17 protein-coding genes and 2 pseudogenes are annotated in these 23417 nt (G+C 55.5%); 7 read left to right on the top strand and 12 right to left on the bottom strand.

All coding sequences use genetic code 11. The features are described from left to right. Positions 1-127: 127 nt before the first annotated feature. A pseudogene (locus J7412_RS21245) lies at positions 128-520 on the top strand (L-serine ammonia-lyase, iron-sulfur-dependent, subunit alpha); the annotation flags it as partial. 528 nt (positions 521-1048) lie between these two features. Here J7412_RS21245 and J7412_RS21240 read toward each other — a convergent pair. The 4 genes from J7412_RS21240 to J7412_RS21225 form a co-directional block, all read right to left on the bottom strand. Continuing rightward, positions 1049-2056, bottom strand: coding sequence for a GlxA family transcriptional regulator (locus J7412_RS21240; RefSeq protein WP_209081689.1), 1008 nt, complete (start codon positions 2054-2056; stop codon positions 1049-1051). 84 nt (positions 2057-2140) lie between these two features. Further along, complete coding sequence (locus tag J7412_RS21235) at positions 2141-2566, bottom strand: universal stress protein (protein WP_209081687.1); 426 nt, start codon at positions 2564-2566, stop codon at positions 2141-2143. Further along, complete coding sequence (locus tag J7412_RS21230; protein ID WP_209081685.1) at positions 2563-5181, bottom strand: TRAP transporter permease; 2619 nt, start codon at positions 5179-5181, stop codon at positions 2563-2565. The genes J7412_RS21235 and J7412_RS21230 overlap by 4 nt, the downstream gene beginning before the upstream one ends. 84 nt (positions 5182-5265) lie before the next feature. After that, positions 5266-6258, bottom strand: coding sequence for a TAXI family TRAP transporter solute-binding subunit (locus J7412_RS21225; protein ID WP_209081683.1), 993 nt, complete (start codon positions 6256-6258; stop codon positions 5266-5268). Positions 6259-6456: 198 nt separating this feature from the next. Between J7412_RS21225 and J7412_RS21220 the strand changes: the two genes are divergently transcribed. Next, positions 6457-7212: a transporter substrate-binding domain-containing protein gene (locus J7412_RS21220; RefSeq protein WP_209081681.1), complete on the top strand. Its 756-nt coding sequence runs from the start codon at positions 6457-6459 to the stop codon at positions 7210-7212. After that, on the top strand, positions 7209-9917 hold the full coding sequence (locus J7412_RS21215; RefSeq protein WP_209081672.1) for an ATP-binding protein: 2709 nt from the start codon (positions 7209-7211) through the stop codon (positions 9915-9917). Before J7412_RS21220 ends, J7412_RS21215 begins: the two co-directional genes overlap by 4 nt. Here J7412_RS21215 and J7412_RS21210 read toward each other — a convergent pair. Further along, positions 9902-10720 carry a response regulator gene (locus J7412_RS21210; protein WP_209081671.1) on the bottom strand — a complete coding sequence of 273 codons (819 nt, stop codon included), beginning with the start codon at positions 10718-10720 and terminating at the stop codon, positions 9902-9904. The two genes, J7412_RS21215 and J7412_RS21210, sit on opposite strands and share 16 nt — an antisense overlap. Positions 10721-10870: 150 nt before the next feature. Here J7412_RS21210 and J7412_RS21205 point away from each other — a divergent pair, with 150 nt between their 5' ends. From J7412_RS21205 to J7412_RS21190, 4 genes are all read left to right on the top strand, one after another. Then, positions 10871-12121 (top strand): sarcosine oxidase subunit beta family protein, encoded by a 1251-nt coding sequence (locus tag J7412_RS21205; RefSeq protein WP_209081699.1) that lies wholly within the window; start codon positions 10871-10873, stop codon positions 12119-12121. Between the two features lie 111 nt (positions 12122-12232). Beyond that, the gene (locus J7412_RS21200; protein WP_209065751.1) at positions 12233-12520 is read left to right on the top strand and encodes a sarcosine oxidase subunit delta; all 288 of its coding nucleotides are present in this window, start codon (positions 12233-12235) and stop codon (positions 12518-12520) included. Beyond that, positions 12517-15465 (top strand): sarcosine oxidase subunit alpha family protein, encoded by a 2949-nt coding sequence (locus J7412_RS21195; protein ID WP_209081669.1) that lies wholly within the window; start codon positions 12517-12519, stop codon positions 15463-15465. The genes J7412_RS21200 and J7412_RS21195 overlap by 4 nt, the downstream gene beginning before the upstream one ends. Further along, entirely contained in the window at positions 15458-16018 is a 561-nt protein-coding gene (locus J7412_RS21190) for a sarcosine oxidase subunit gamma (RefSeq protein WP_209081667.1), read from the top strand. The genes J7412_RS21195 and J7412_RS21190 overlap by 8 nt, the downstream gene beginning before the upstream one ends. A 31-nt stretch (positions 16019-16049) precedes the next feature. Here J7412_RS21190 and J7412_RS21185 read toward each other — a convergent pair whose 3' ends face one another. The 7 genes and pseudogenes from J7412_RS21185 to J7412_RS21155 form a co-directional block, all read right to left on the bottom strand. Further along, complete coding sequence (locus tag J7412_RS21185) at positions 16050-17459, bottom strand: 3'-5' exonuclease (protein ID WP_209081665.1); 1410 nt, start codon at positions 17457-17459, stop codon at positions 16050-16052. After that, complete coding sequence (locus J7412_RS21180) at positions 17459-17980, bottom strand: hypothetical protein (protein WP_209081663.1); 522 nt, start codon at positions 17978-17980, stop codon at positions 17459-17461. Before J7412_RS21180 ends, J7412_RS21185 begins: the two co-directional genes overlap by 1 nt. A gap of 16 nt (positions 17981-17996) precedes the next feature. Beyond that, positions 17997-19838 (bottom strand): DUF294 nucleotidyltransferase-like domain-containing protein, encoded by a 1842-nt coding sequence (locus J7412_RS21175; protein WP_209081661.1) that lies wholly within the window; start codon positions 19836-19838, stop codon positions 17997-17999. A 155-nt stretch (positions 19839-19993) separates the two neighbouring features. Continuing rightward, positions 19994-21781: a sodium:solute symporter family protein gene (locus J7412_RS21170; RefSeq protein ID WP_209081653.1), complete on the bottom strand. Its 1788-nt coding sequence runs from the start codon at positions 21779-21781 to the stop codon at positions 19994-19996. A gap of 15 nt (positions 21782-21796) precedes the next feature. Beyond that, the gene (locus tag J7412_RS21165; protein ID WP_209065758.1) at positions 21797-22057 is read right to left on the bottom strand and encodes a DUF4212 domain-containing protein; all 261 of its coding nucleotides are present in this window, start codon (positions 22055-22057) and stop codon (positions 21797-21799) included. 69 nt (positions 22058-22126) lie between these two features. Continuing rightward, positions 22127-22714 (bottom strand): adenylate kinase, encoded by a 588-nt coding sequence (locus tag J7412_RS21160; RefSeq protein ID WP_209081697.1) that lies wholly within the window; start codon positions 22712-22714, stop codon positions 22127-22129. A 39-nt stretch (positions 22715-22753) separates the two neighbouring features. After that, a pseudogene (locus J7412_RS21155) lies at positions 22754-23417 on the bottom strand (AMP-binding protein); the annotation flags it as partial.

Below are 23417 nucleotides of genomic sequence, written 5' to 3'. Positions count from 1 at the left end.
CCCTTGATCGGCGGACGCCGCGCGAGGCATATTGGTACGGCTTGGAAGAGCAAAAAGCAGCATGAAACCTAAACCCGATACACCTTAGAAACGCTGCAAAACTGTCCAAAAAGATGGGACCACTTCATTGGTCAAACATAACGCGTCCATTTCCGGTGCAGAATGTGGCTGTCAGGCCGAAGTTGGCAGCGCCTCGGCCATGGCCGCTGCCGGTCTCTGTGCGGCATTGGGTGGTACCAATGAACAGATCGAAAACGCCGCCGAAATTGCGCTAGAACATCATCTTGGCATGACCTGTGACCCCGCGATGGGGCTGGTTCAGGTGCCGTGCATTGAGCGCAACGGCATGGGCGCGATCAAAGCGGTTTCCGCCGCTTCTCTGGCACTGCATGGCGATGGCACGCATTTCATGCCGCTGGACAATTGTATTGAAACCATGCGCCAGACCGGTGTCGACATGGCAGAGAAATACAAAGAGACATCGCTTGGTGGCTTAGCCGTTAACCTACCGGAGTGCTGAATACTCCAAGGAGTCGTATTTGTCGCGTAGCCCGAAGATTTTCCAGGTCTTTTCTGCTGCTAAGATAGCATTAGCGTCCAAGCCCAATATGGTACACGAGTAGCTCGCACACACTTTATAGTAGAGTTTAAGCCAAATCATGCAGCGTTTTCTGTCAATTTAAGCTCCGATACAGAGAATAAAGAGCATACAACAAGAACCGCTGCTTCGAACTGGGGCGCTCTGGGAGGTTGGATATAGCGAAAGCAAAATTCTAAGATATCTAAAGGATTTGCCAAATGGTGCTACCCGCAAGCGTGCATCGGGGACCCGAAACCGCCTTAGTAATTGTGAGCGGGAAAAGACTGCACTAGCGCTCAAATAGCTACACTAAGATTTGATTGATCAGTCTCCAGTAAAACATGCGTAGCAATACATTTGCGTTCATTTATACTGCCATTCTTTTGCAGATACTGACAGATAGGTTGAAAACCAAAATAAAAATTCTCTAAGAGAGGGCTATTCTCAAGAGACTCTACCCCAAGCAAATCATACGACTGGAATTGGTTGCCCGCGTTCAATTTTGAAGCGGTTGCTTTTTTGGTTGCGCTCTTCGCTTGGAGACAGGCCAAAGGCTTGTCTGTAGTGTTTTGAGAGCGTTGAGGAGCTGTTGTAACCTACGGAAAGTGCTACGTCAGACAGGCTGTTACGTGAGTATAAGACCTGTTGTCGGGCAGCGTTCATGCGCAACATGCGATAGTAGTTCAAAAGGCTTTGACCAAGGTACTTCTTGAATTGACGCTCAAGTTTACGTGGGGAGACTTCTGCCTGCTCGGCGACATCTCCAATACTCACGGGCTCTTCTAGATTGTTGGAGAAAACCGCAATCGCTTTGTTCAGAGGGGGGGGCAGATCACTTGTCACACCAGCTGTTTTAAACGCAGGAACACTTTGGCCAACGCCTTCTGTGCGTACCATTGGATGCTGGAACCAGCAGGCGACTTCGGTCATCACAACGCTGTCCAACGTGTCTTCGATCATGCCCAACATCAGGTCAAACATGGCGGCAGCACCAGAGGCCGTCAGACGGCGTCGATCTAAGACCAGTACATCGTCGCTGACTGCAATATCAGGGAAAGCCTTTTCAAAGGCAGCCCGATAGCACCAGTGCACCGAGCAAGTGTGTCCCAGAAGCAGGCCCGAACCTGCAAGCGGGAAAACACCGCCACTTACCGCGCCGATTTGCACACCGTGGCGCGCCAAATATCGCAGATGTCCGTTTCCGGATGCAGGCACTGCAAATGCGCTCTCAGGGTCAGACAAGAGAAACAGATAGTCGAGGTTGTTAACATCGCGCAGAGAGCAATCGGGTTGAAAAACGACATTTGCGCTGGCGGTGACAGCCTCGCCATTTTCAGAAAGTACACGCCACGAAAAAGCCTCACGATCAGAGATTTCATTTGCCGCACGCAAAGGCTCGATGGCGGAAGTCAAGCACGCCATTGGAAAGCCTGGAAAAACCAGGAAACCAATGTTGGTTGTGTCTCTACGTTCCATGGTCTCTTGATCGCAAATCAGCCGCTAAGTTGCGTTCTATATGACTGAAATTCTTGAACTACGTCTGGCGTTGAGAAAACTTGCTCAGCGCACGATGTAGACAGAACAAGGGGCGTGGCGGGCAATCTGAGCGGCATTTGGCCCAATAAGATAGTCCCTGAGATTGGGCTTATGGGCACCCATCACGATCACCTGCGCATCAAGCTCCTCTGCCGTGATCAGAATTTCTTCAGAGGTCTTACCCATGCGGATCACATGCTTTGTTTCAGCGTCGCGGCCGACGGTCTCCTCGATGAACTTATGGAGCGCCGCCCGGCTGCCCTCTGCCATTTCGCGGGTATGCTCGTCAGAGAAAAAGGTACCAACGACGCTCATGCGAAAATCAGGTAGCACTGTGACAACAGACAGTCGTACACCTTCCAAATCGGCAATCTGACGTGCTTTTGTAAGTACGGCTGTCTGATCCTCAGGTTGGGTCAAGTCAATCGCGGCGAGTACTGTGCGGGTCATGCGGGTACCTCTTGAGAGTCGGTTTTCGCTTTGCGGCGGCGCTGTACGCCAAACACAAGGCCAAGCAGCAACAGAGCAGGGAGATAGAAGATCTCTTGAGGTGGACGCGCAGCCTCCACTTCGATCTCAACAACTTCCCAATCAAAGTCGATCTTAAGTTGCTCTGCCGGACCGCCGAAGTTCAGATTGTCCACCAAAAGCGCGCCATCTTCGTCACGGAACTCGATGCCCGCGCCATCCAACAGTCGTGTTTCACCATTTTCACCAGCCGTGCCAAGCGGGAGCAGATAGCGCGCATCTACCAGATCGCCTTCCAAGTTTTCTCCAGTCAAACGGACGCGAAGGGTACCATTGTCGGGCGCGGCTTCTGCCAGAGTGTAGAGTTCTGCGGGTGAGCGGACTTCGAATTCATCTGCGATCTGGTTCAGGAAGAAATCCGGACGGAACAAGATGAAGGCACAGAAGATCAGTACCGCGCTTTCCCACAGTTTTGAGCGTGTCTGGAAGTAGCCCATGGTGCCAGCTGCAAAGAGCAGCATGGCGATCAGCGCGGTGATGAAGACAACTATCGCTTGGACCGGGCCAACGTCGATCAACAACAAGTCAGTATTGAAGATGAACAGGAATGGTAAAAGCGCGGTCCGGATCGAGTAGAAAAACGCTTGGAAACCGGTGCGCAGGGGGTCGCCTTTTGAAATGGCCGCGGCTGCGAATGACGCCAGGCCAACCGGGGGCGTCACATCTGCCATGATCCCGAAGTAGAAGCAGAACATGTGGACCGCAACCAGTGGCACAATAAGGCCGTTTTGAGCACCCAGTTCAACAACCACGCCAGCCATCAACGAGCTAACCACAATGTAGTTTGCCGTTGTTGGCAACCCCATGCCCAGAATGATCGAAATCAGAGCGACGAAGAAAAGCATTGCCAACAGGTTGCCGCCTGACAGGAATTCCACAAATTCAGCCATGACTTGCCCGATACCGGTCAGCGTCACCGCCCCAACGATGATGCCTGCAAGTCCCATCGCCGCGGCAAGGCCCACCATGTTGCGTGCACCGATAATCATGCCTTCGATGGTTTGTGCAAACCCATGTGAGAAAGAGGCGGCGATTGTGTTTTGATTTCGGAAAAAGGCCTTGAGCGGATCCTGGGTCAGCAAAATCAGAAGCATGAACATCGAAGACCAGAAGGCCGATAGACCCGGCGATTTGCGTTCGATCATCAACAGATACATCAGCAGCAGGATTGGTAGCAGATAATGCAGACCAGTCTTCAGAATAGTCCGAGCCGGTGGGAGATTCAGCATGGAGTCAATGCCGGTTTCCAGATCGGGTCGTGCTGCGGCATAGCGGACAGCTGCCACGTAGGCGATCAAGAGGCCGGCTACAAGAACCGGTGTGGACATTGGCCCAATCAGGTTGTCGACCAAGGTCACGATCTGACCGGCAAGCCAAAGAGTTCCGCCACCGATCACGATAGAAATCGCGATAATGAAGATGGCACCGAGCATGAACTTGATGGGGTGCATGCGGCTGGTGCCGGTCATGCCCATCTTCAGCGCTTCAAGGTGCACAATGTAGACCAGAGCCATGTAGGAGATCGCCGCAGGGACAATCGCGGTCTTCACAACCTCCACATATGAGATGCCCACATATTCCGTCATCAGGAAGGCTACCGCACCCATGACCGGCGGCGTAAGCACACCGTTGATGGAGGAGGAGACCTCTACCGCACCGGCTTTGGCAGGCGAGAAGCCAACGCGGCGCATCAGCGGGATTGTGAATGTTCCGGTGGTCACCACATTGGCGATGGCGGAACCGGAGATCAGACCAGTGGCAGCAGAGGCAATAACGGCCGCTTTTGCGGGGCCGCCACGCAGGTGCCCTAGCGCCGCAAAAGCCAGCTGAAGGAAATAATTGCCAGCTCCGGCTTGATTGAGAAGTGCGCCAAACAGCACAAACAGAAACACAAAGCCAGAGGAGACCCCCAGAGCCACGCCGAACACGCCTTCGGTTGTTAGCATCAGGTGGCTCATCGCCTTATTAAACGACGCGCCCTTCCACTGAACCATTTCCGGAAGCCCGTCCCAGGAGCCGAAAAAGACATATGCGAGGAAGAAAATCGCAACGCCCATAAGTGGAAACCCAAGCGAACGGCGGGCGGCTTCCATCAGCAACACAATGCCGATGCCTGCCATGGCAAGATCAAGCGTGCTTGGAATACCGGTCCTGGCCGCCACCCCTACATAGTTCCACGCAAGATAGGAGGCGCTGACTGCGCCTGCGATGGCAGTCAACCAAGTCAGCGCGGGCACATGATGGCGCGGGCTTGAGCGAAAGGCTGGAAAGGCCACAAAAGCCAAAAAGACCGCGAAACCAAGGTGGATTGCACGGGTTTGCGTGTCGTTCCACACGCCAACGCCCAAGATGAAGGGAAGCGGGGAGGCGATCCAAAGTTGATAGGTCGACCAAATAAGAGGAACCGCCCACAAGATTTTGGCCGAAAACCAATTGTGCGGCGTGCGCGCTCCGGTGTCGGACTCGGCAACAATATCTTCCAGATCGACCTGATCGGTCTGTGCAGATGTATCTGACTGTGTCGAAGCGTTGGTCACGGTTGTCCCTCTTGTTTGCGGAATTCTTTTTATGAACGAATAAAAAGGGCCCCCACCGATTTGGTGGGGGCAGTTGGGAGGAAATTACTTCCAGCCGCGTTCTTGATAGTATTTCATCGCGCCTGGGTGGATTTCTGCGGTCAGGCCATCCGAAACCATTTCAGTTTCTTTCAGGTTGGCGAAGGCTGGGTGCAGCTTGCGGAAGCCATCAAAGTTTTCGAAGATGGCCTTTACCACTTCGTAGACAACTTCGTCAGATGCTTCAGCAGATGTCACGATGGTGGCTTTCGGACCCCAAGATGGCAGATCATCTGGATTGCCAGGGTACATGCCGCCAGGAATGGTTGCAGGCGCATAGGCCGAGTTGTCCGCCAGCAGCTTGTCGATGCCTTCACCGGACAAAGGAATGATTTTCACATCACAAGTGGAGGTCGCTTCCTGGGAAGAGCCGTTGGGCAGGCCAGCGGCCCAGATGGTCGCGTCGATTTTGCCGTCACACAGCGCAGCGGCTTGCTCGGAAGACTTCAGCTCTGCTGCCAGAGAAAAATCGTCAACGGAGAGGCCTTCATATTTCAGCAGTGTTTCTGCCAGAACGCGGGTGCCGGAACCAGGGTTTGCGATGTTAACGCGCTTGCCCTTGAGGTCTGCAGTGGTCGTGATGCCAGCATCTGCGCGTGCCATCAGGTGCATTGGCTCAGGGTGTACGGAGAACAGGGAGCGTAGGCCGCTGTAAGGACCGTCTTCGGAGAATTGGTCGGTGCCGTTGATGGATTTCACCTGAACGTCAGACTGGATCACACCAAAGTCCAGTTCGCCCTGACGGATGGTGCGTGCGTTGTAAACTGAACCACCGGTGGATTCTACGGAGCAGCGGATGTTGTGCTCTTTGCGGCCTTTGTTCACCAGACGGCAGATTGCGCCGCCGGTAGGGTAATAAACACCCGTTACACCGCCGGTTCCGATGGTCACAAATGTCTGATCCGCTGCGGAAGCAGCACCTGCGCCCATGGCAAGTGCCAGCAGAGCGCCTGTGATTTTCTTGGTCTTGGACATATTTTCCTCCTGTTGAATTACCATACGCCATACGCCCGCCGCCATAAGTCGGCAGAGGTGGGCATCAACGCTTTGTCCGAAAGTTGGTTACCAGCGAAGCCCGCGCCTTTGTGAGAGACAAAAAAGTTACGCTGTGACCGTAATTTTTCTGAGGGCTGGAAACATTGCCTTGGGCAAAAGCCGGTGGTTACAGTTCCACGTAACTGTGACGGAGCCTTCCAAATGAAGACCCTTTTGGCAAAAGCCATTCCTGTGTTGGCGGCTATTTGTTGCTGCGCCAATTTGGCGAAGCCTGGCAACGCCGAGGTTTGGGTCGTCGGGTCAATGGAGGGGTTTGCGCCGTTCAATTATACGGTCGACGGCCAGTACCGCGGGATCGACGTACAAATCCTCAATGAAGCGGCTGAGAAGATAAATGTTGAACTGGAGCACCGTCCCTTACCTTGGAACCGCGCCTTGCTGGATTTTAATGCCGGAAATCTGGATGCTGTTTTTCAACTTGCACCAACGAGGGAACGTTTTGAGAAGTGGAATATGGTTGGCCCATTGCGCCGCACAAAAACGGTTTACGTGACACTGATTGACAGCCCTATAGAGGACATCCGGTCACTTAACGAACTAGATGGGCTGATTGTAGGCGTCGTGTCAGGATTTACCTATGAAGACAGTTTTGACCGTCATCCCGACATTGCCCGCGAGATGTCCAAGGATGATTTCACCAATATACTAAAGCTCATGCTGGGGCGGTCAGATGTGATTGTCGGTGGTCACGCCACGCTTGCGCATATCATTGACGACATGGGGTTGACCGAGAAATTGCGGTTTCTTCCAACACCCTTGGTCGAGCAAGAGCGCTATATTGCATTCCCACGAGACGGAGACGGGGACGACATGGCAAATCGCCTGCAAGGCTCTCTGAGCGCCATGCATTCTTCCGGCCGCATCCGTGAAATCGTTCAGGAGCATTTTGAAGAATGAGAGACATACGTCTGCATCGTTTGGGGGTAACTCCCAAGATCGCGATCGCGGCGGGCATCATTGGTATTCTCTCTGGACTCGTTCTGGGCGTTGTGACCCTTTGGCTTGAAGGAACACAGCGGGTTGACACGGCCCGTCAAAACGCTGACCGCATCATTCGTGCCACATTGCCGCAAATCGAAAGCGCATATTGGGAAGTCGATATCCCCGACACACTGGCCTTTATGGGGGGGCTATTAAAAGATCCCGTGATCACCGAAGCATGGATTGAGGATCCGCTGTTAAGCGACGGCCTGCGGGAAAGTGCGGGCATTGGTGATTTGTCGGTCGCACGCACCGCACAGGTAAAAGCGCCAAGCGTCGCACGTTGGTTTGGCTTTGGCGCTGATGGCGATGAAACCTACCGCTTTGCCCTGCACAGCAAGCGAGATGGGGCTGATATCGGGGCTCTTTTTGCCATTTACTCCTACCAGTCCATCGGGGCTGAAATGGTCGCCCGAAGTTTGGTGGTGCTTGGCTCTAGCATTCTTCAGACACTGCTTGTGACCAGCGCGATTTTTCTCTTGGTGCAGTTGACCGTTATTCGTCCAATTACCCGCCTGCAGATGGCAGCATTGCGCGTGCGTGATGGGCATAAATTCGAACTCACTGACCGCGACCGTCACATGCTTGATCCGCACCGCAGAGACGAAATCTCACGTCTTGCACGCGCCTTTGGGAGAACAGTCGGCGAGCTGGAAGATAGCCGGGACAATCTGAAATCCATCGTGGACGATCGCACACAAGAGTTGGTGGCGGCACGAAATGAGGCCGTGGAGGCGTCGCAAGCGAAATCCGTCTTTCTTGCCAATATGAGCCACGAGTTGCGCACACCGATGAATGCCATCATTGGCTTGTCCGAGGTGTTGCTGAGGGACGGTTACAGCAATCGAACGCCCCGCCACATTCAAGATATGCGCGCTGCTGCGGCCCATTTGTCGCAAAATATCAATTCGGTGCTGGATCTCTCAAAAATTGAAGCAGGGGAAATGGCATTGGAGAACGTATGGTTCTCTGTGGATGAGTTTTTGGATAGCGTGATGATGCAAACTCGCGCTTTGCTGCAACAAAAGCCGGTGCGCTTGATCTGGAACTACGCGACGGACCTTCCTCGTGAGATCTTTGCTGACCCGCTCAGATTGCGGCAAGTGGTGATGAACTTTGCTTCTAACGCTGTGAAGTTCACTGACCAAGGAGAGATCTGCATCAATGCCTATTGCGAGATGCTTGATCAGAACAAGGGCCACCTCACTCTTAGTGTCCGCGACACTGGCATCGGAATTTCACCGGAGCAGATCGAGGAAATTTTCAAACCATTCGGTCAGGCAGATACTTCTACCACCCGAAAATATGGTGGGACCGGACTAGGACTGTCCATTGCTTTGCGCTCAGCGGAGCAAATGGGTGGGAACTTGAATGTAGAAAGCGAGACTGGCCAAGGTGCCTGTTTTTCATTTGATTTTGTTGTCCCCAGCAAGCCCGCGCTCTACGGACAGGACAGAAAACTGACGATCCCGGTTTTGGGGGAAGGTCACCAACGGGACGCGGTAGCTGCTATGGCGCAAAGAGTTGGTGGCCAGTTGGCTGAAGAGGTCGCGGCTGTTCGAGTTCTTGTGGACGGCGAACACGTTACTTTTTTGCGTGAAGATTTAAACGCTACACCGGCGATATCGATCGATCTTCCAATCACACACGGCGAATTTCTTGAGGCGGTGAAACGCTTTCAAAATCAAACCAATGAGCCCAAATCAACGCCAGATATTTTGGCAGGGCGCGATATCCTTGTTGTGGAGGATAATCGGATCAATCAATCGGTCTTTGAAGCGTTGATCGGCGGGTTTGGTGCTGATGTTCGAACGGCCGCCAATGGCCTTGAGGCAATAGAGCACGTGGCGAAAGCCATGCCTGACATGCTCTTGATGGATCTGCATATGCCCATGATGGATGGTCACCGCACCATGCAAAAGCTTCATGAGAATTACGGGGGTAAATTGGCCCCGGTCATCGCTACGTCGGCCAACGCCACCCCAGAAGAGTACCAAAAGTGTCGCGCTGCCGGCTTTGCCGAATTTTTGCCCAAGCCGGTCGACCCTGCCAAGTTACAAGCGGTGCTGGAAGAACACGTGCCAACTACGCAGGCGCCAAAGCACTTAGATCGCCAGCAGGGCCTCTTCCTCGCAGGGGGAAATCGCCTGCTTTATGAACAAAATTTGGTACGCTTTCGCGTGCAACTTATGGGTTGGTGGCAAGCACTTTCGGGCGGAGGCGTTGCGCCCGACGATATGGACTCCACACTTCATGTCATTAAGGGAACTGCACGCACCGTGGGTGCTGTGCCGCTCGCCGAAGCGGCCCAGAAGACTGAAACTGATCAGGCACATCTCAAATTTGTATTGAGCGAAATCGAAGTTTTGTCCGAAGAACTTACTTTGGAGGATTTGGGGTTAGAGGAGACCTCAGCCCAACATCCTGCCAGTTGGGAGACGCTAATTGAGTTGATTCAAAGTCATGATATGGCGTCTTTAGGCCATGCCAAGATGCTCCAAAAAAGCGAACACTCCAGTACAGAAATCGTCGAACTGATAGATGCACTCGAAAAGTTGGACTTCGTTAAGGCTCTCCAACTGGCCAAAGATGCGAGTCCGCGATCTCACTCTGACCGATAATGCTCGATCTCCTTGGCCATTTTTGTCAGCAGGTTTTCGGCCTTTTGCAATCTGTCCGCGCGACGTGTTAGCAGGCTTTCTAATGCGCTCCTGGACTGTCTAAGTTCGATTTGAGTGCGGATGCGTGCACTCAGGACTGCGGGTACAACTGGGCGTGAAATGAAATCAGAAGCACCTAGTTCTAACCCTTTGGTCTCATCTGCTGGGTCATCCAAATTGGTGACAAAGATGATTGGTATTTCCGCGAGACTGGCCGTCGCTTTGATGCGGCGGCAAGCTTCGTAGCCATCCATATCCGGCATCCGGATGTCCAATAAGATGAGATCTACGCTCTCTTTTGACAAATAGGACAGAGCACCCTGCCCAGAGCGTTGCGCAATCACACGATAGCTCTCGCTGAGTAGCCCGTAAAGATGATGAATATTGTCGGTGGAATCGTCGACGACCAGCAGAGTCGGCTTGTCATCGTGTTCCAGAGGCACCTCTAATAGCTCCACCTCAGGGGCTCGCTCATTCTCATTGGCCCCTCCTGTAAGCTCATTTGCAGCAGAAGCAATGGCCCATAGATTTGGCGAAACGGTTGCATAAAACTGCTGCCCCGTCAGGCCCATGGCAGCCGTATTTGCGTCTCGCTCAAACAACTTAACACCCAAATGCGCTTCTAACGCGCGGATTTGACGGCTTACCGCTTCCCGCGACACATTCAACTCTTCTGCGGCCGTGGTGAAAGATCCCAGTCGCGCAGCTGCCTCAAAGGCAACCAGTGATGTCAAAGGGGGCAGCTGTCGTTTCAATTGCTTCATGCGAGGCATGTGAAAGGAAACGTTACCTCTGTGCAAGTGGGCGATCGTGCTTTTGTGCGATGTGACGGAAATGGAGCAATGGCTGACCAAAACGCGCCTGTGAAAACCAAACCACAACCGTCATTTTCGTCTCAAATGAGTGAGGATGCGATGCGGTACAGCGGATTTCGAGTGATCAAGGAAGCCCTGACAGGCCACAAGGGGTGGCGTCCAACTTGGCGCGATGCGGCTCCTCAAGCAGACTATGATTTTGTCATCATCGGCGGTGGCGGTCACGGGCTTGCAACCGCGTACTACTTGGCGAAACAATTTGGTCAGAAGCGGATCGCGGTTCTGGAAAAAGGCTGGATCGGCGGTGGCAACGTTGGGCGCAATACGACGATCGTGCGTTCCAACTATATGCTCGACGGGAACGAGCCGTTTTATGAGTTTTCGCTGAAGCTCTGGGAAGGGCTTGAACAAGAGTTGAACTACAACGCGATGGTGAGCCAGCGCGGTATCTTGAATCTGTACCACACGGACGGACAACGAGATGCATTCAGGCGTCGAGGCAATGCGATGATCCTGAACGGCTCAGATGCCGAGCTTTTGGACGCAGAGGGCGTGCGCGCCATGTATCCCTTTTTGAATTTTGAGAACGCCAGATTCCCCATCCGAGGGGGCTTGCTGCATCGGCGCGGCGGAACGGTGCGCCATGATGCTGTTGCTTGGGGTTACGCGCGCGGCGCAGATCAGCATGGCGTCGACATCATCCAGAACTGTGAAGTCACCGGCTTTCGTATTGAAAGTGGTAAAGTCCTCGGCGTGGAAACGTCACGCGGATACATTGGTGCAAAAAAGGTAGCAGCATCCGTTGCTGGCAGCTCAAGCCGCCTGATGGCCCTTGCTGGCATGCGGCTCCCAATAGAGAGCCATGTACTGCAAGCTTTTGTCTCAGAGGGGCTAAAACCTACGATCCCAGGGGTGATTACCTACGGTGCGGGGCACTTCTATTGCAGCCAGTCTGACAAAGGTGGTCTTGTATTTGGCGGCGACATAGATGGGTACAACTCTTATGCGCAACGGGGCAATCTGCCTATTGTTGAAGATGTGGTGGAAAGTGGTGTGTCCTTGATCCCAGCGCTGGGTCGCGTGCGCCTGTTGCGCAGTTGGGGCGGCATCATGGACATGTCCATGGATGGGTCGCCTTTCATCGACAAAACTCACATCGAGGGGCTCTATTTTAACGGAGGTTGGTGTTACGGCGGTTTCAAGGCAACTCCGGCAGCAGGGTGGTGCTTGGCGCATCTCTTGTCGACTGACCGATCGCATGAAACGGCTCAGGCCTATCGGCTGGATCGTTTCCAAACGGGTCATATGATTGACGAAAAAGGGCAGGGTGCCCAACCAAATCTGCACTAAGGACACCACCATGACCAACAAGCTTGACCAGGGCCCGATCCCGCATTGGCTTCCCTGCAGCGAGGGCCTTGCAGTGCAATACGCCGTTTTTGGGCCGTTGGAGGCTAAAACATGCTGATCAATCATCCTCTTTTGGGACCACGCGATGCCTCTGAATTCACCTATTTGGGCGACGCCTCGTTGATGAACCGCCCCGATTGGCAGGCCGAGAACGCGGTTCAGGCGTTCCACGACTACCTCTATTTGCGAGACAATCCGGCAGGTCTGCATCGGGAACTCTGGTTTCACGAACAGGGTGATCGGTCATGGTTGCTCGTGACGCGCAACACACTGACACATGAAATTGTTTCCGTGGAAATGGCCAGCGAAACAAGACGATCGGGGGGAGCTGCCCAATGAGTGTCAACAGACTACAGGGCGGTCTGATAGACCACAACGCGCCGATAAATTTTACTTTTAATGGGCAGAATTATGAGGGCCGCCAAGGTGATACTCTTGCTTCCGCCTTGCTGGCCAATGGCGTGCGCCTCATGGGGCGGTCGTTTAAGTATCACCGCCCGAGGGGTGTCGTTACGGCTGGATCTGAAGAACCCAACGCGCTGGTCATGTTGCGCGAGGGTGGCCGTCAGGAGCCCAATACAAGGGCGACAACTATAGAGCTTTTTGATGGGCTCAGCGCAAAAAGCCAAAATCACATGGGGTCTCTCAAATATGACTTTCTTGGCATTAACGATCGGTTCGCGCCGTTCTTTGCAGCGGGTTTCTATTATAAGACGTTCATGTGGCCGAAAGCCTTTTGGGAAAAGCTCTATGAGCCTTTGATCCGCCGCGCTGCGGGTCTCGGCAGCATATCCTTTGAAGATGATCCTGATGTCTACGACAAAGGCTTTTTGCATTGTGACCTTCTGGTGATCGGTGCTGGGCCTGCGGGTTTGGCGGCTGCACTGACAGCAGGGCGCGCTGGTGCCCGTGTGATCATTGCAGAAGAGGACTTCTTACTGGGCGGCCGCCTTTTGGCGGAAACTCAAGAGTTGGATGGCGCGGCCGGGATCGACTGGGTGGCGAAAATCCAAGCAGAATTGGCCTCACTCGATAATGTACGTATTATGCCGCGCACCACCGTTGTTGGAGCGTATGACCACGGCATCTATGGCGCAGTCGAGCGTGTGTCTGACCATTTGGCAGCCCCGCAACCCGGTAAGCCGCGTCAGATATTTTGGCGCATCTATTCCAAGCGTGCTCTTGTCTGTGCTGGAGCTATTGAGCGCCCGATCGCATTTGAAAACAATGACCGCCCGGGCGTCATGCTGGCGGGAGCAGTCCGTGCTTACGCCAATCGGTGGGCCACGACGCCGGACCAAAGTGTTGTGGTCTTTACCAACAACGATGACGGACACCGCACAGCGGCGGACCTGCTGGCAAAGGGCGCTTCTGTGCCTGCGGTGATTGATACGCGGCTTAATGCACCATTTGCCACAGGTACAGAGGTGCTGGCGGGCGCTCAGATTATCGACACCAAAGGCAGACTTGGTGTTAAATCGGTGACTGTCAAATTAGCCAATGGAAAAACGCGCGTTATCCCTTGCGGTGCCGTTGCGGTTTCTGGCGGTTGGAATCCGAATCTGGGACTAACCTGTCATCAGCGTGGTCGGCCTGTGTGGGACAATGCAATTCATGCATTTGTGCCAGGAGGGGCGCTGCCCGTAGGCCAGTCCGTCGCAGGGGCTGCATGCGGTGATATGACCACCTCACAGGCTTTGATGGGAGGGGGCCAACGCGCAATGGACGCTTTGGCAGCCCTTGGCATCACCGCAAAGGAGATCGAGTTGCCGCAAGTTGCGGAGGAATCCCGCAACATCACAGCTTTCTGGCATGTCCAAGGTGCCAAACGTGCTTGGATTGACTTCCAAAACGATGTGACTGTCAAAGATGTGAAGCTTGCGCATCAAGAAGGTTTCCGCTCAGTCGAGCACCTGAAACGATATACCACGCTTGGTATGGCAACGGATCAGGGCAAAACCGCCAATGTCACCGGATTGGCTGTGATGGCCGAGATAACGGGAAAGTCCATACCGGAAACAGGTACAACCATCTTCCGCCCTCCTTATGTGCCGGTATCAATGGGTACCCTGGCTGGTCGTTCCGTTGGCGCTGAGTTCCATCCTGTCCGCAAAACTCCCAGCCATAAATGGGCGGAGGAGCAGGGTGCTGTCTTCGTGGAAACCGGCAATTGGTTGCGTGCGCAGTACTTTCCCCGCAAAGGCGAAAGTCACTGGCGCGAAACGGTCGACCGCGAAGTTCTGACAACACGCGGTTCTGTGGGGGTTTGTGACGTAACAACTCTCGGCAAAATCGACGTTCAGGGTGCGGATGCCGCCGCATTTCTCAACAAGATTTACGCCAACGGTTTTGCAAAATTGGCCATCGGCAAAGTCCGCTATGGCTTGATGCTGCGCGAAGACGGCATCGCCTATGATGATGGGACTGCAGCCCGGTTTGCCGAGGACCATTTCGTCGTGACGACCACAACTGCAAACGCTGTGCGCGTCTATCGAAACTTGGAGTTCGCCCGCCAATGTTTGTTCCCAGAGATGGATGTCCAACTGATCTCCACCACGGAAGCCTGGGCGCAATACGCAATTGCGGGGCCTAATGCACGCAAGCTGTTGCAGAAAATTGTTGATCCTGATCACGACCTCAGCAACGAAGCTTTCCCGTTCATGAGCTGTGGTGAGATCACAATCTGTAGCGGGTTGCGGGCGCGTCTGTTCCGAATTTCTTTCTCTGGCGAGCTGGCCTATGAGCTGGCCGTGCCAACCCGGTACGGTGACGCTTTGATGCGCCGCCTAATGACAGAAGGAGAAGAGTTTGGCGTAACTCCATATGGCACCGAAGCTCTTGGCGTGATGCGAATTGAAAAAGGCCACGCTGTTGCAGCTGAAATCAACGGTACCACCACTGCTGCCAATCTCGGTATGGGGCGAATGGTGTCCAAGAAGAAAGACAGTATTGGAAGCACTTTGTCAGAACGTTCGGGGCTGAATGGGGATGATGATTTGCGCCTAGTGGGCTTGAAAGCTGTAGGAGACGGTGTGGTAACCGCGGGCGCTCACCTCATGAACGCAAATGGTCCTGTGGATGCCAAACATGACCAGGGCTACGTCACATCAGCAGCCTATTCTCCGGTGCTTGAGCGCTCCATTGGTCTTGGGTTTCTAAAGGATGGTGCCAATCGTATGGGAGAAACCCTTCGCATGGTGAACCCTCTTGAGGGCAAGGAGGCCACGGTAGAGGTGGTATCCGCTCATTTCATTGACCCTGAAGGAGGGCGTTTGCGTGTTTGATTTGAAACCCACCACCGCGCTTGGAGAAGAGAACGCGCGCATTGATGTCGTCGGTGTGTTCACCATCTCTGAAAACTCAAACTGCTCGCTTGCCTCGCTGGCTGCCCGCAAAGGGCAAGAAGCCGTTGTCGTTGGTGCCATTGAGGTTGCTCTTGGGATAGACCTACCTGGCCCGGGAGGTTGTGTGACCAAAGATGATCATCGCATCTGGTGGTCCGGTCCCGGTCAGTGGATGATTGAAGCGGATCACGACACGCACCCCCTTCTGGCCCGAGAGATCAAAGAGATCGTTAGAGACGCTGGCGCTGTGACAGAACAGACCGATGGCTGGTGCCGGTTTGATATCGAAGGCGCCAACCCGGAGGCCTTGTTTGAACGCCTCTGTGCAGTCGATGTGCCCAGCATGTCCATAGGCACTGCAACCCGCACCAACATCCATCACATCGGTTGTTTTTTGATCCGCGAAGAGGCGCTCTTTAATGTAATCGGCCCACGTTCGTCTGCTGCTTCGCTGCACGGTGCTTTGGTCGAGGTGGCCTTAGGTTTGCCTTGACCTATCCGGGTAAAGGTGAAGTTCTTTCGCTTTAGTTCAGATCGTTCAAAAGGCGACCATGTTTCCGGGTTTGCGCGAGCAGATCGCTTAGAGTGTGGCAGCCCCGCGCGGAGAGCATGGGCAGCATACGACAGAGGACTTCGGCCGTGGCAAGGGCATCTCCAAGCGCTGTGTGGCGGCGGTGGGGCGGGATTGTTACGCCAAGTCGATCACACAGAGCATCCAAAGTATGCTTCTCAGATGTCCCAAAGAGCACTGCGGAGAGCAATACAGTGTCCAAAATTGGATGAGGCCAGTCGATCTGCATTTCGTTGCCGTGTCGATGCATAAAGGCCATGTCAAAGGGTGCGTTGTGCGCCACGATTACTGAGTCTCGGGCAAAATGGTGGAACTTGGTGACCAGTGCTTTGGGCGGTGGTGCGTCTATGACCATCGCGTCGGTAATGTGATGGATACGTGTGGAGGCAGCAGGTATTGGTCGGCCAGGATTGGCCAATTGGTCAATTTCTTCCCCATAGATGATCTGATTGCGGAACACGCGTACAGCTCCGAGCTGTAAGATTTCGTCTTTGTGGGGCAGCAGCCCAGTGGTCTCGCAATCGAAAACCACAAATGGAGTTTGCTCTAACCTACGATTGTGTAAGGCATCTGATGTGCGATCTGACAATAGTTGGAAATCATACGTCAGATTGGCGACCGTAGCGGCTTTAGGCTTCTCCGGCGCCGGCTCCAAACAGATGAGATACCCAGTTTCAGTGCGTCGTTTCTGAACGCTTACATTGGAGACCTTCGCTCCATCCTGTCGGTTCAGCGTGATACCAGAAAGCAGCGCTCCGCTAGCGGCGCGCGATTTACTGACGCGCCAAGTTTCGGCTTCAAAATAGTCAGACATGGCCGCGTTCAGGCGCATGGGGGCAATCTGTGACAGACGCGCAGCAGCCTCGCTGTTATAGAGGACGATGCGGTCGTCATCGCCCACCACAAGTAGTCCTGACGGCAGGTCACGGAGAACATCCGACATTTGTGCAAGTTCTTCCCGAATGACTTCGGTTTCATCCGCTACTTTCTGCGACATCGCCGAACGGGAGCTATCGAGTGTGCTGCTTATAGAGTCCGCGGCAGGTGCCAAATCGCCAAGATAGCGCGCGCCATGTGTATCTACTTCTCCTGCTCCCGCGTGCGCACGTGCGCGAAGCGTGGTGGCTAGCGCTTGTATGGGCTTGGCGACGTTCTCATCAAAGAGAAGCCAGATGCCGGCAACAAGTCCCAGAAAACCGAAGCTAGCAATTAGCCCGGCAGTGATAAAGCCATTTGAAATGCCATCAGATAACGCGCTTCGAAAACCTACCACCAGCGCAGCGTTCATTATCAGCATGCCGCCTATGGCCAGCAGGGCAAAGAACAGAAGAACACGCAATCTCAGAGAAAGTCGGGACAACATCAAGAAATCTCACATATGGCCTCGATCAATGGGTCACCTTCGTCCACGCTCACCCAATCCGCACCATCTAAACTTCCGTCTGCAGCAAACGACACTGCATCTATGAGCGCTGCCCGGCGGTTGCTCGTGCAATCTGTGGCTACGTTCAGTCGGTTCAACGGCGACCAGCGGCCGTAAAAATAGACCTGCCCGAGCCTCATTTCGGGGTGGGCGGTGTTGGTTTGGATTGAAGCTGTGTCCACCGCCACAAACCGCTCGGTGATCGGCACCGCATAGGTCCAGGGCCGCCACATTGCGGAGGTCTCAACGGTCTCCACCACCTCCAGCCCTTCAGGCAGGGTTGCGGTGGTGCGGCTGAACCAGCTGTATTCAGAGCTGATGCTCACCGCGATCATCACCGCGCCCGCGGCCACCGGCGTTAGCCATTTGGGCAGCCGCCCGCCGGTCAGTCGAATGATCAGCATCATCAATCCGGCCCCGGCGACACCGGCAAAAATCACGGCGAGAAGTTCGAGAAACATCGCTGGCCTCCTAAGCCTAGTTGCTGGCGCTGCGCCCATGGCTGAGCGCGCCTTGCAGGGATTTTATTACGACAAAGGCGTCGCGTAGATGACTTCTGTCAAAGTCTGACAGAGATGATGGTGCGAGGAAATTATCGGGAGCAATACCGGAATGAATTTGACGTAACTGATGGTTCAACCTTTCTTCTGCAATCAGGTCATAGGCGCTCAGCAGATCGGCAATGCCTGAAGCGGAAAATCCGGCGCGGCCATCGCTGGCGGCCTGCAGCCGCGCGCGGGTGTTCACCGCGCTGAGCTGGCCTTGCAAAGCACTGATCCGCGCGAGATCCACCACCGGTACAACGCCGTTGTGTTTCATATCAAGCTGATGCTTGTGCTCCCCGGATTTGATGGTCACCAATCCGCGCAACAGCCCCAGAGGCGGGTGATGTTTAAGTGCATTGGAGGCCATATGGGCCACAAAGATTGAGTTCTGCGCTGCAGTGCGCAGGGTCTCGGCCTGCATCTCCTCAAAACCCTGCCAGGTTCCGGCAATCGGGCGCAGGTCAAACATTACGCTGGCCAGCATCTGCGCTTCGGGATTGGGGGTGTTGATCCAGCCCTGAAAATAGCTGCGCCAGACCCGCGCAGGCTGACGCCAACGCTCGGCGGTGGCCATCATGTCACCGGGGCAATAGACATAGCCACAGGTGTTCAGCCCGTCACAGACAAAGCGCGCAAGCTTCGCAAAATAGCCGCGGCGCATCTCCTCGGTCACCGCATCATCCAGAATGAGGCAATTGTCCTGATCGCTCACGCCGGTCTGTTCCTGGCGCCCCTGCGAGCCACAGGCCAGCCACAGATAGGGCACCGGCGGCGGGCCCAGCCGGGCCTCTGCCAGCGTCAGCAGACGCCGCGTGGTGATGTCGGCCACATCGGTGATCAGCCGGGTGACAATGTCATGGCGGTGGCCCGAGCCCACCAGCTGCGCCAGCAGCTTGGGGATGCGCCAGGTCACCTGCGCGATGTCTTCGGCGGTGTCGGCGCGGGTGATCTCGCGCACCATTTCCACGCTGCTCACCGCCTGAAGCCGGGTCAGATCGGTCTGGGTGACAATCCCCACCAGCGCGCCGTTCTCCACAACCGGAATATGGCCAAAACCAAATTCCGTCATCATATGTAGTACGTCAGAGCCAATCGCATGGGGCGGCAGGCTGCGCGGTGCGGCGGTCATCACCTCCGCCAGCTGGGTGTTCGGGCTCAGATCCTGCGAGAGCACGCGGCCAACCAGATCGCCGGTGGTGACCAGCCCCTGAAGCGCGCCGTCATCTCCGATCACGCAGATCGAGGAAATTCCGGCCTCCGCCATGGTGCGCGCGGCGCGGCGCACGGTATCATCGGCTTTCAGGGTGATGGGATTGCGCGCCATAAAGATGGCGATGTCGGTATTGGCAAGATCATTGCCCGCGGCGGCGCCGCGCCGCTCAGAGCCGGCACGGTCAAAAAACCGCCGCACGGCGTCATGCTCTTCAATTAGCGCCAGCAGCGTGTCTTTGGGCAACAAAAGCAATGTGCTGTCTTCTTCACAGCGCGCATGGGTGGCGGCCTTGCCGTCGCGCAGAAGGCCCCGCTCCCCAAAGGAGTTGCGCAGCCCCAGATGGGAGACCACGCCGCCATGTTCATCAGAAATCTCCACCAGCCCGGCATAGACAAGATAAATCCCCGCCAGTGGTGCGCCATGCTGATAGACCGTATCGCCGAGGCTGTAGCTGTGGGCCTCAAGACGGGTGCTCAGCGCATTGGTCACCTCGGCAGGCAGGCTGTCATAGGGGTGAACAGATCTCAGAAAGCGGGCGATTTGAGCAGGGGTCAACGGCATGGGTACGTCAGTTCCGTGTGTTTATTTTTCGCCTGCCTCGCCAACATCGGTGGCACCTCGGATCAGACCACATGTCCCGCCCGGAAAGACCCGGACGGGACAGGAGGAGAGCGCTGGCAGGGAGGGGAGCCCCCGCCAGCGCCGGGTGTCAGGACTTAGTGATCCTGAGCGGCACCTGCGCCACGCGGCACACGCACACTTTCGACCAGCGCCTTGATTTCGGCAGGGGTCTCCTTGGTCATGCCGGCCACAACATAGGCCACAGCAAAGTTCACCGCCGCGCCAATCGCGCCAAAGCTGGTGGATTTCACAGTGCCCAGAAGCGGATCCGCATCGGTGAAGGAGTTGGTGCCCGGAATGAACAGCCAGCCCTTGTGCAGGAAGATGTAGATCAGGGTCACGGTCAGACCTGCGAGCATGCCAGCCACCGCACCGGTGTTGTTGATCTTGGTGGAGAAGATCCCCATCATCAACGCCGGGAAGATCGAGGCCGCCGCCAGACCGAAGGCCAGAGCCACGGTTTGCGCTGCAAAGCCCGGAGGGTTGAGGCCCAGCCAGGTCGCCACCGCAATGGCCACAGCCATGGCAATACGCGCCGACAGAAGCTCGCTCTTTTCCGAGATATTCGGGTTGATCGCGCCTTTGATCAGGTCGTGAGACACGGCCGAAGAGATCGCCAGCAGCAGACCCGCAGCTGTGGACAGCGCCGCCGCCAGACCACCCGCAGCAACCAGACCAATCACCCAGGATGGCAGGTTGGCAATCTCAGGGTTCGCCAGCACGAGAATGTCACGGTTGAACTTGGTCAGCTCGTTGCCTTCCCAGCCTTTTTCCGCAGCCATCGCCTGAAGATCAGCGTTCTTGTCGTTGTAGTACTGGATCTTGCCGTCGCCGTTTTTGTCTTCCCAATCCAGAAGACCGGTTTTCTGCCAGGTGGCCATCCAGTCATACTCTGGCTCGTTCTCGATCTGTTGAACGGTCACAGCTTCGCCAGAGATGCCGCCATTTGGCCACATCAGCTCAGAAATGTTCAGGCGTGCCATGGCACCAACCGCAGGGGCGGTCAGATACAGCAGCGCGATGAACACCAGTGTCCAGCCCGCAGACCAGCGAGCATCAGACACGCGAGGCACGGTAAAGAAGCGCATGATCACGTGGGGCAGACCCGCAGTACCGATCATCAGGCTCAGAGTGAACAGCACCATGTTGAACGTGTCTGCGTGGTGCGCGGTATATTCCTTGAAACCAAGCTCGGTCACAACCGCGTCCAGCTTCGCCAGCAGAGGCTCACCGGAGGCGGCGTGCTCGCCAAACAGACCCAGCGCCGGAATAGGTGTGCCGGTCAGCTGCAGCGAGATAAAGATCGCCGGAATGGTGTAGGCTGTGATCAGAACGCAATATTGCGCCACCTGCGTGTAGGTCACACCTTTCATGCCGCCAAACACCGCATAGGCAAACACCACACAGGCACCGATCAGCAGACCGGCGGTGTTGGAAACTTCCAGAAAGCGGCCAAAGGCCACGCCCACACCGGTCATCTGACCAATCACATAGGTGGTGGAGGCCACGATCAGACAGATCACCGCCACAATACGTGCGGTCTGGCTGTAAAAGCGGTCGCCGATGAATTCCGACACAGTGAACTTGCCGAATTTGCGCAGATAAGGCGCAAGCAGCAGTGCCAGCAGCACATAGCCACCGGTCCAGCCCATCAGGAAGGAGGAGTTGTCATAGCCGGTGAAGGCGATGAGGCCCGCCATGGAAATAAACGAGGCCGCAGACATCCAGTCCGCCGCTGTCGCCATACCGTTGGTGACCGGGTGAACGCCGCGCCCGGCGGCGTAAAATTCTGATGTAGACCCGGCACGGGCCCAAATCGCGATGCCGATGTAAAGCGCAAAAGAAGCGCCCACAAACAGCAGGTTGATGGCAAATTGGCTCATGGTTGCACAGGCCCCTTATTCTTCGTCAACGCCGTGTTCGGCGTCGAGTTTGTTCATCTTCCAGGCGTAGAAAAAGATCAGACCAAGAAAGACCAGGATGGACCCTTGCTGGGCGAACCAGAATCCCAGATCCGTGCCGCCAACGGAAATGCCCGCCAGCATCGGACGCAGCAGAATGCCGAACCCGAAAGAGACCAGCGCCCAGATGACGAGGCTGATCAGGATGATGCGCACATTGGCAGACCAATATGCAGCGTTAGATGAGTTGTCAGACATAAATGCCTCCTCCCTCGTTGTGATTATCCTCCACATCTGCGCAAAAAATATCCGCGCAGATGTTTCCCTTCACGCGCCCGCCTCAGAGACGATCGCGGCAAGTTCGTTGGCGATGGCGTCAATCTCGCCCATCGCGTCCACAGGCTTGAGCACGCCTTTGCCTGCGTAATAGTCAATCAGGGGCGCGGTCTGGGCGTGATAGGCCTCAAGCCGCTGCACCAATGTTTCCTCATTGTCATCCGCGCGCACCGGCTGCCCTGCCGCCTTGGCCTGTTCGGCCCGGTTCAGAATGCGCTTCACAAGGATCTTGTCGTTGACCTGCAGCTCAATTGCCGCGCTCAGGGTCACGCCTGCCTCTTCCAGCAGGCCCCCCAGCGCATCGGCCTGTGCCAGCGTGCGGGGGAAGCCGTCAAAGATGAAGCCTTTGGCATCAGAGCTGGCGAGCTTCTCCTTGATCAGGCCGATAACAATGTCATCGGTGACCAACTCGCCACGTTCCATAACCTCGGCCACACGATTGCCCAGCTCAGAGCCGCTGGCCTTGGCCTGACGCAGCATGTCTCCGGTGGAGAGCTGCACCAGCCCATGGGTTTTCACGAGCAATTCCGCCTGTGTGCCTTTGCCGGCCCCGGGAGGGCCAAGCAGGATCACATTCACCATTCGGGTGAGGGTTTCGCTATCTGCTGACATCTGATCTCACCCTTTGTTCATGCGGTTCTCGATAAGATCATCGACGACGGCAGGATCTGCCAGCGTGGATGTGTCCCCCAGCGCGCCGTAGTCGTTTTCTGCGATCTTGCGCAGGATGCGGCGCATGATTTTGCCGGAGCGGGTCTTGGGCAGACCGGGCGCCCATTGGATCAGGTCGGGGCTGGCAATCGGGCCGATTTCTGTGCGCACCCAGTTGCGCAGCTCGGTGCGCAATTCATCAGAGGGCTCGCGGTCATTCATCAGGGTCACGTAGCAGTAGATGCCTTGCCCCTTGATGTCGTGCGGGTAGCCCACCACAGCGGCCTCGGCCACGGCGGCGTGCGCCACCAGCGCGCTTTCGACCTCGGCTGTGCCCATGCGGTGGCCTGAGACGTTGATCACATCATCCACACGACCGGTGATCCAATAGTCGCCATCTGCGTCGCGGCGACAGCCGTCTCCGGCAAAGTAATAGCCTTTGTAATCAGAGAAATAGGTTTTCTCAAAACGCTCGTGATCGCCCCAGACGGTGCGCATCTGTGAGGGCCAGCTGTCGGCAATGGCCAGCACACCTTCCACATCATTGCCGCTGATTTCCTCGCCGGACTGCGGATCCAGCACCACAGGGGCGACGCCAAAGAAAGGCTTCATAGCCGCACCCGGTTTGGTG

Source organism: Shimia sp. R9_3, from assembly GCF_017743755.1.
GTDB lineage: Bacteria > Pseudomonadota > Alphaproteobacteria > Rhodobacterales > Rhodobacteraceae > Shimia.
The sequence above is the reverse complement of the archived record's forward strand: the minus strand, read 5'-3'. Positions and strand labels throughout refer to the sequence as shown.

Excerpts from the sequence above, each read along its gene's own strand:
- J7412_RS21205 (WP_209081699.1), top strand. The coding sequence starts at position 10,871 with ATGCGGTACAGCGGATTTCGAGTGATCAAGGAAGCCCTGACAGGCCAC.
- J7412_RS21180 (WP_209081663.1), bottom strand. The coding sequence starts at position 17,980 with ATGTTTCTCGAACTTCTCGCCGTGATTTTTGCCGGTGTCGCCGGGGCC.
- J7412_RS21235 (WP_209081687.1), bottom strand. The coding sequence starts at position 2,566 with ATGACCCGCACAGTACTCGCCGCGATTGACTTGACCCAACCTGAGGAT.
- J7412_RS21220 (WP_209081681.1), top strand. The coding sequence starts at position 6,457 with ATGAAGACCCTTTTGGCAAAAGCCATTCCTGTGTTGGCGGCTATTTGT.
- J7412_RS21175 (WP_209081661.1), bottom strand. The coding sequence starts at position 19,838 with ATGCCGTTGACCCCTGCTCAAATCGCCCGCTTTCTGAGATCTGTTCAC.
- J7412_RS21210 (WP_209081671.1), bottom strand. The coding sequence starts at position 10,720 with ATGAAGCAATTGAAACGACAGCTGCCCCCTTTGACATCACTGGTTGCC.
- J7412_RS21240 (WP_209081689.1), bottom strand. The coding sequence starts at position 2,056 with ATGGAACGTAGAGACACAACCAACATTGGTTTCCTGGTTTTTCCAGGC.
- J7412_RS21215 (WP_209081672.1), top strand. The coding sequence starts at position 7,209 with ATGAGAGACATACGTCTGCATCGTTTGGGGGTAACTCCCAAGATCGCG.
- J7412_RS21170 (WP_209081653.1), bottom strand. The coding sequence starts at position 21,781 with ATGAGCCAATTTGCCATCAACCTGCTGTTTGTGGGCGCTTCTTTTGCG.
- J7412_RS21165 (WP_209065758.1), bottom strand. The coding sequence starts at position 22,057 with ATGTCTGACAACTCATCTAACGCTGCATATTGGTCTGCCAATGTGCGC.
- J7412_RS21195 (WP_209081669.1), top strand. The coding sequence starts at position 12,517 with ATGAGTGTCAACAGACTACAGGGCGGTCTGATAGACCACAACGCGCCG.
- J7412_RS21200 (WP_209065751.1), top strand. The coding sequence starts at position 12,233 with ATGCTGATCAATCATCCTCTTTTGGGACCACGCGATGCCTCTGAATTC.
- J7412_RS21225 (WP_209081683.1), bottom strand. The coding sequence starts at position 6,258 with ATGGTAATTCAACAGGAGGAAAATATGTCCAAGACCAAGAAAATCACA.
- J7412_RS21185 (WP_209081665.1), bottom strand. The coding sequence starts at position 17,459 with ATGTTGTCCCGACTTTCTCTGAGATTGCGTGTTCTTCTGTTCTTTGCC.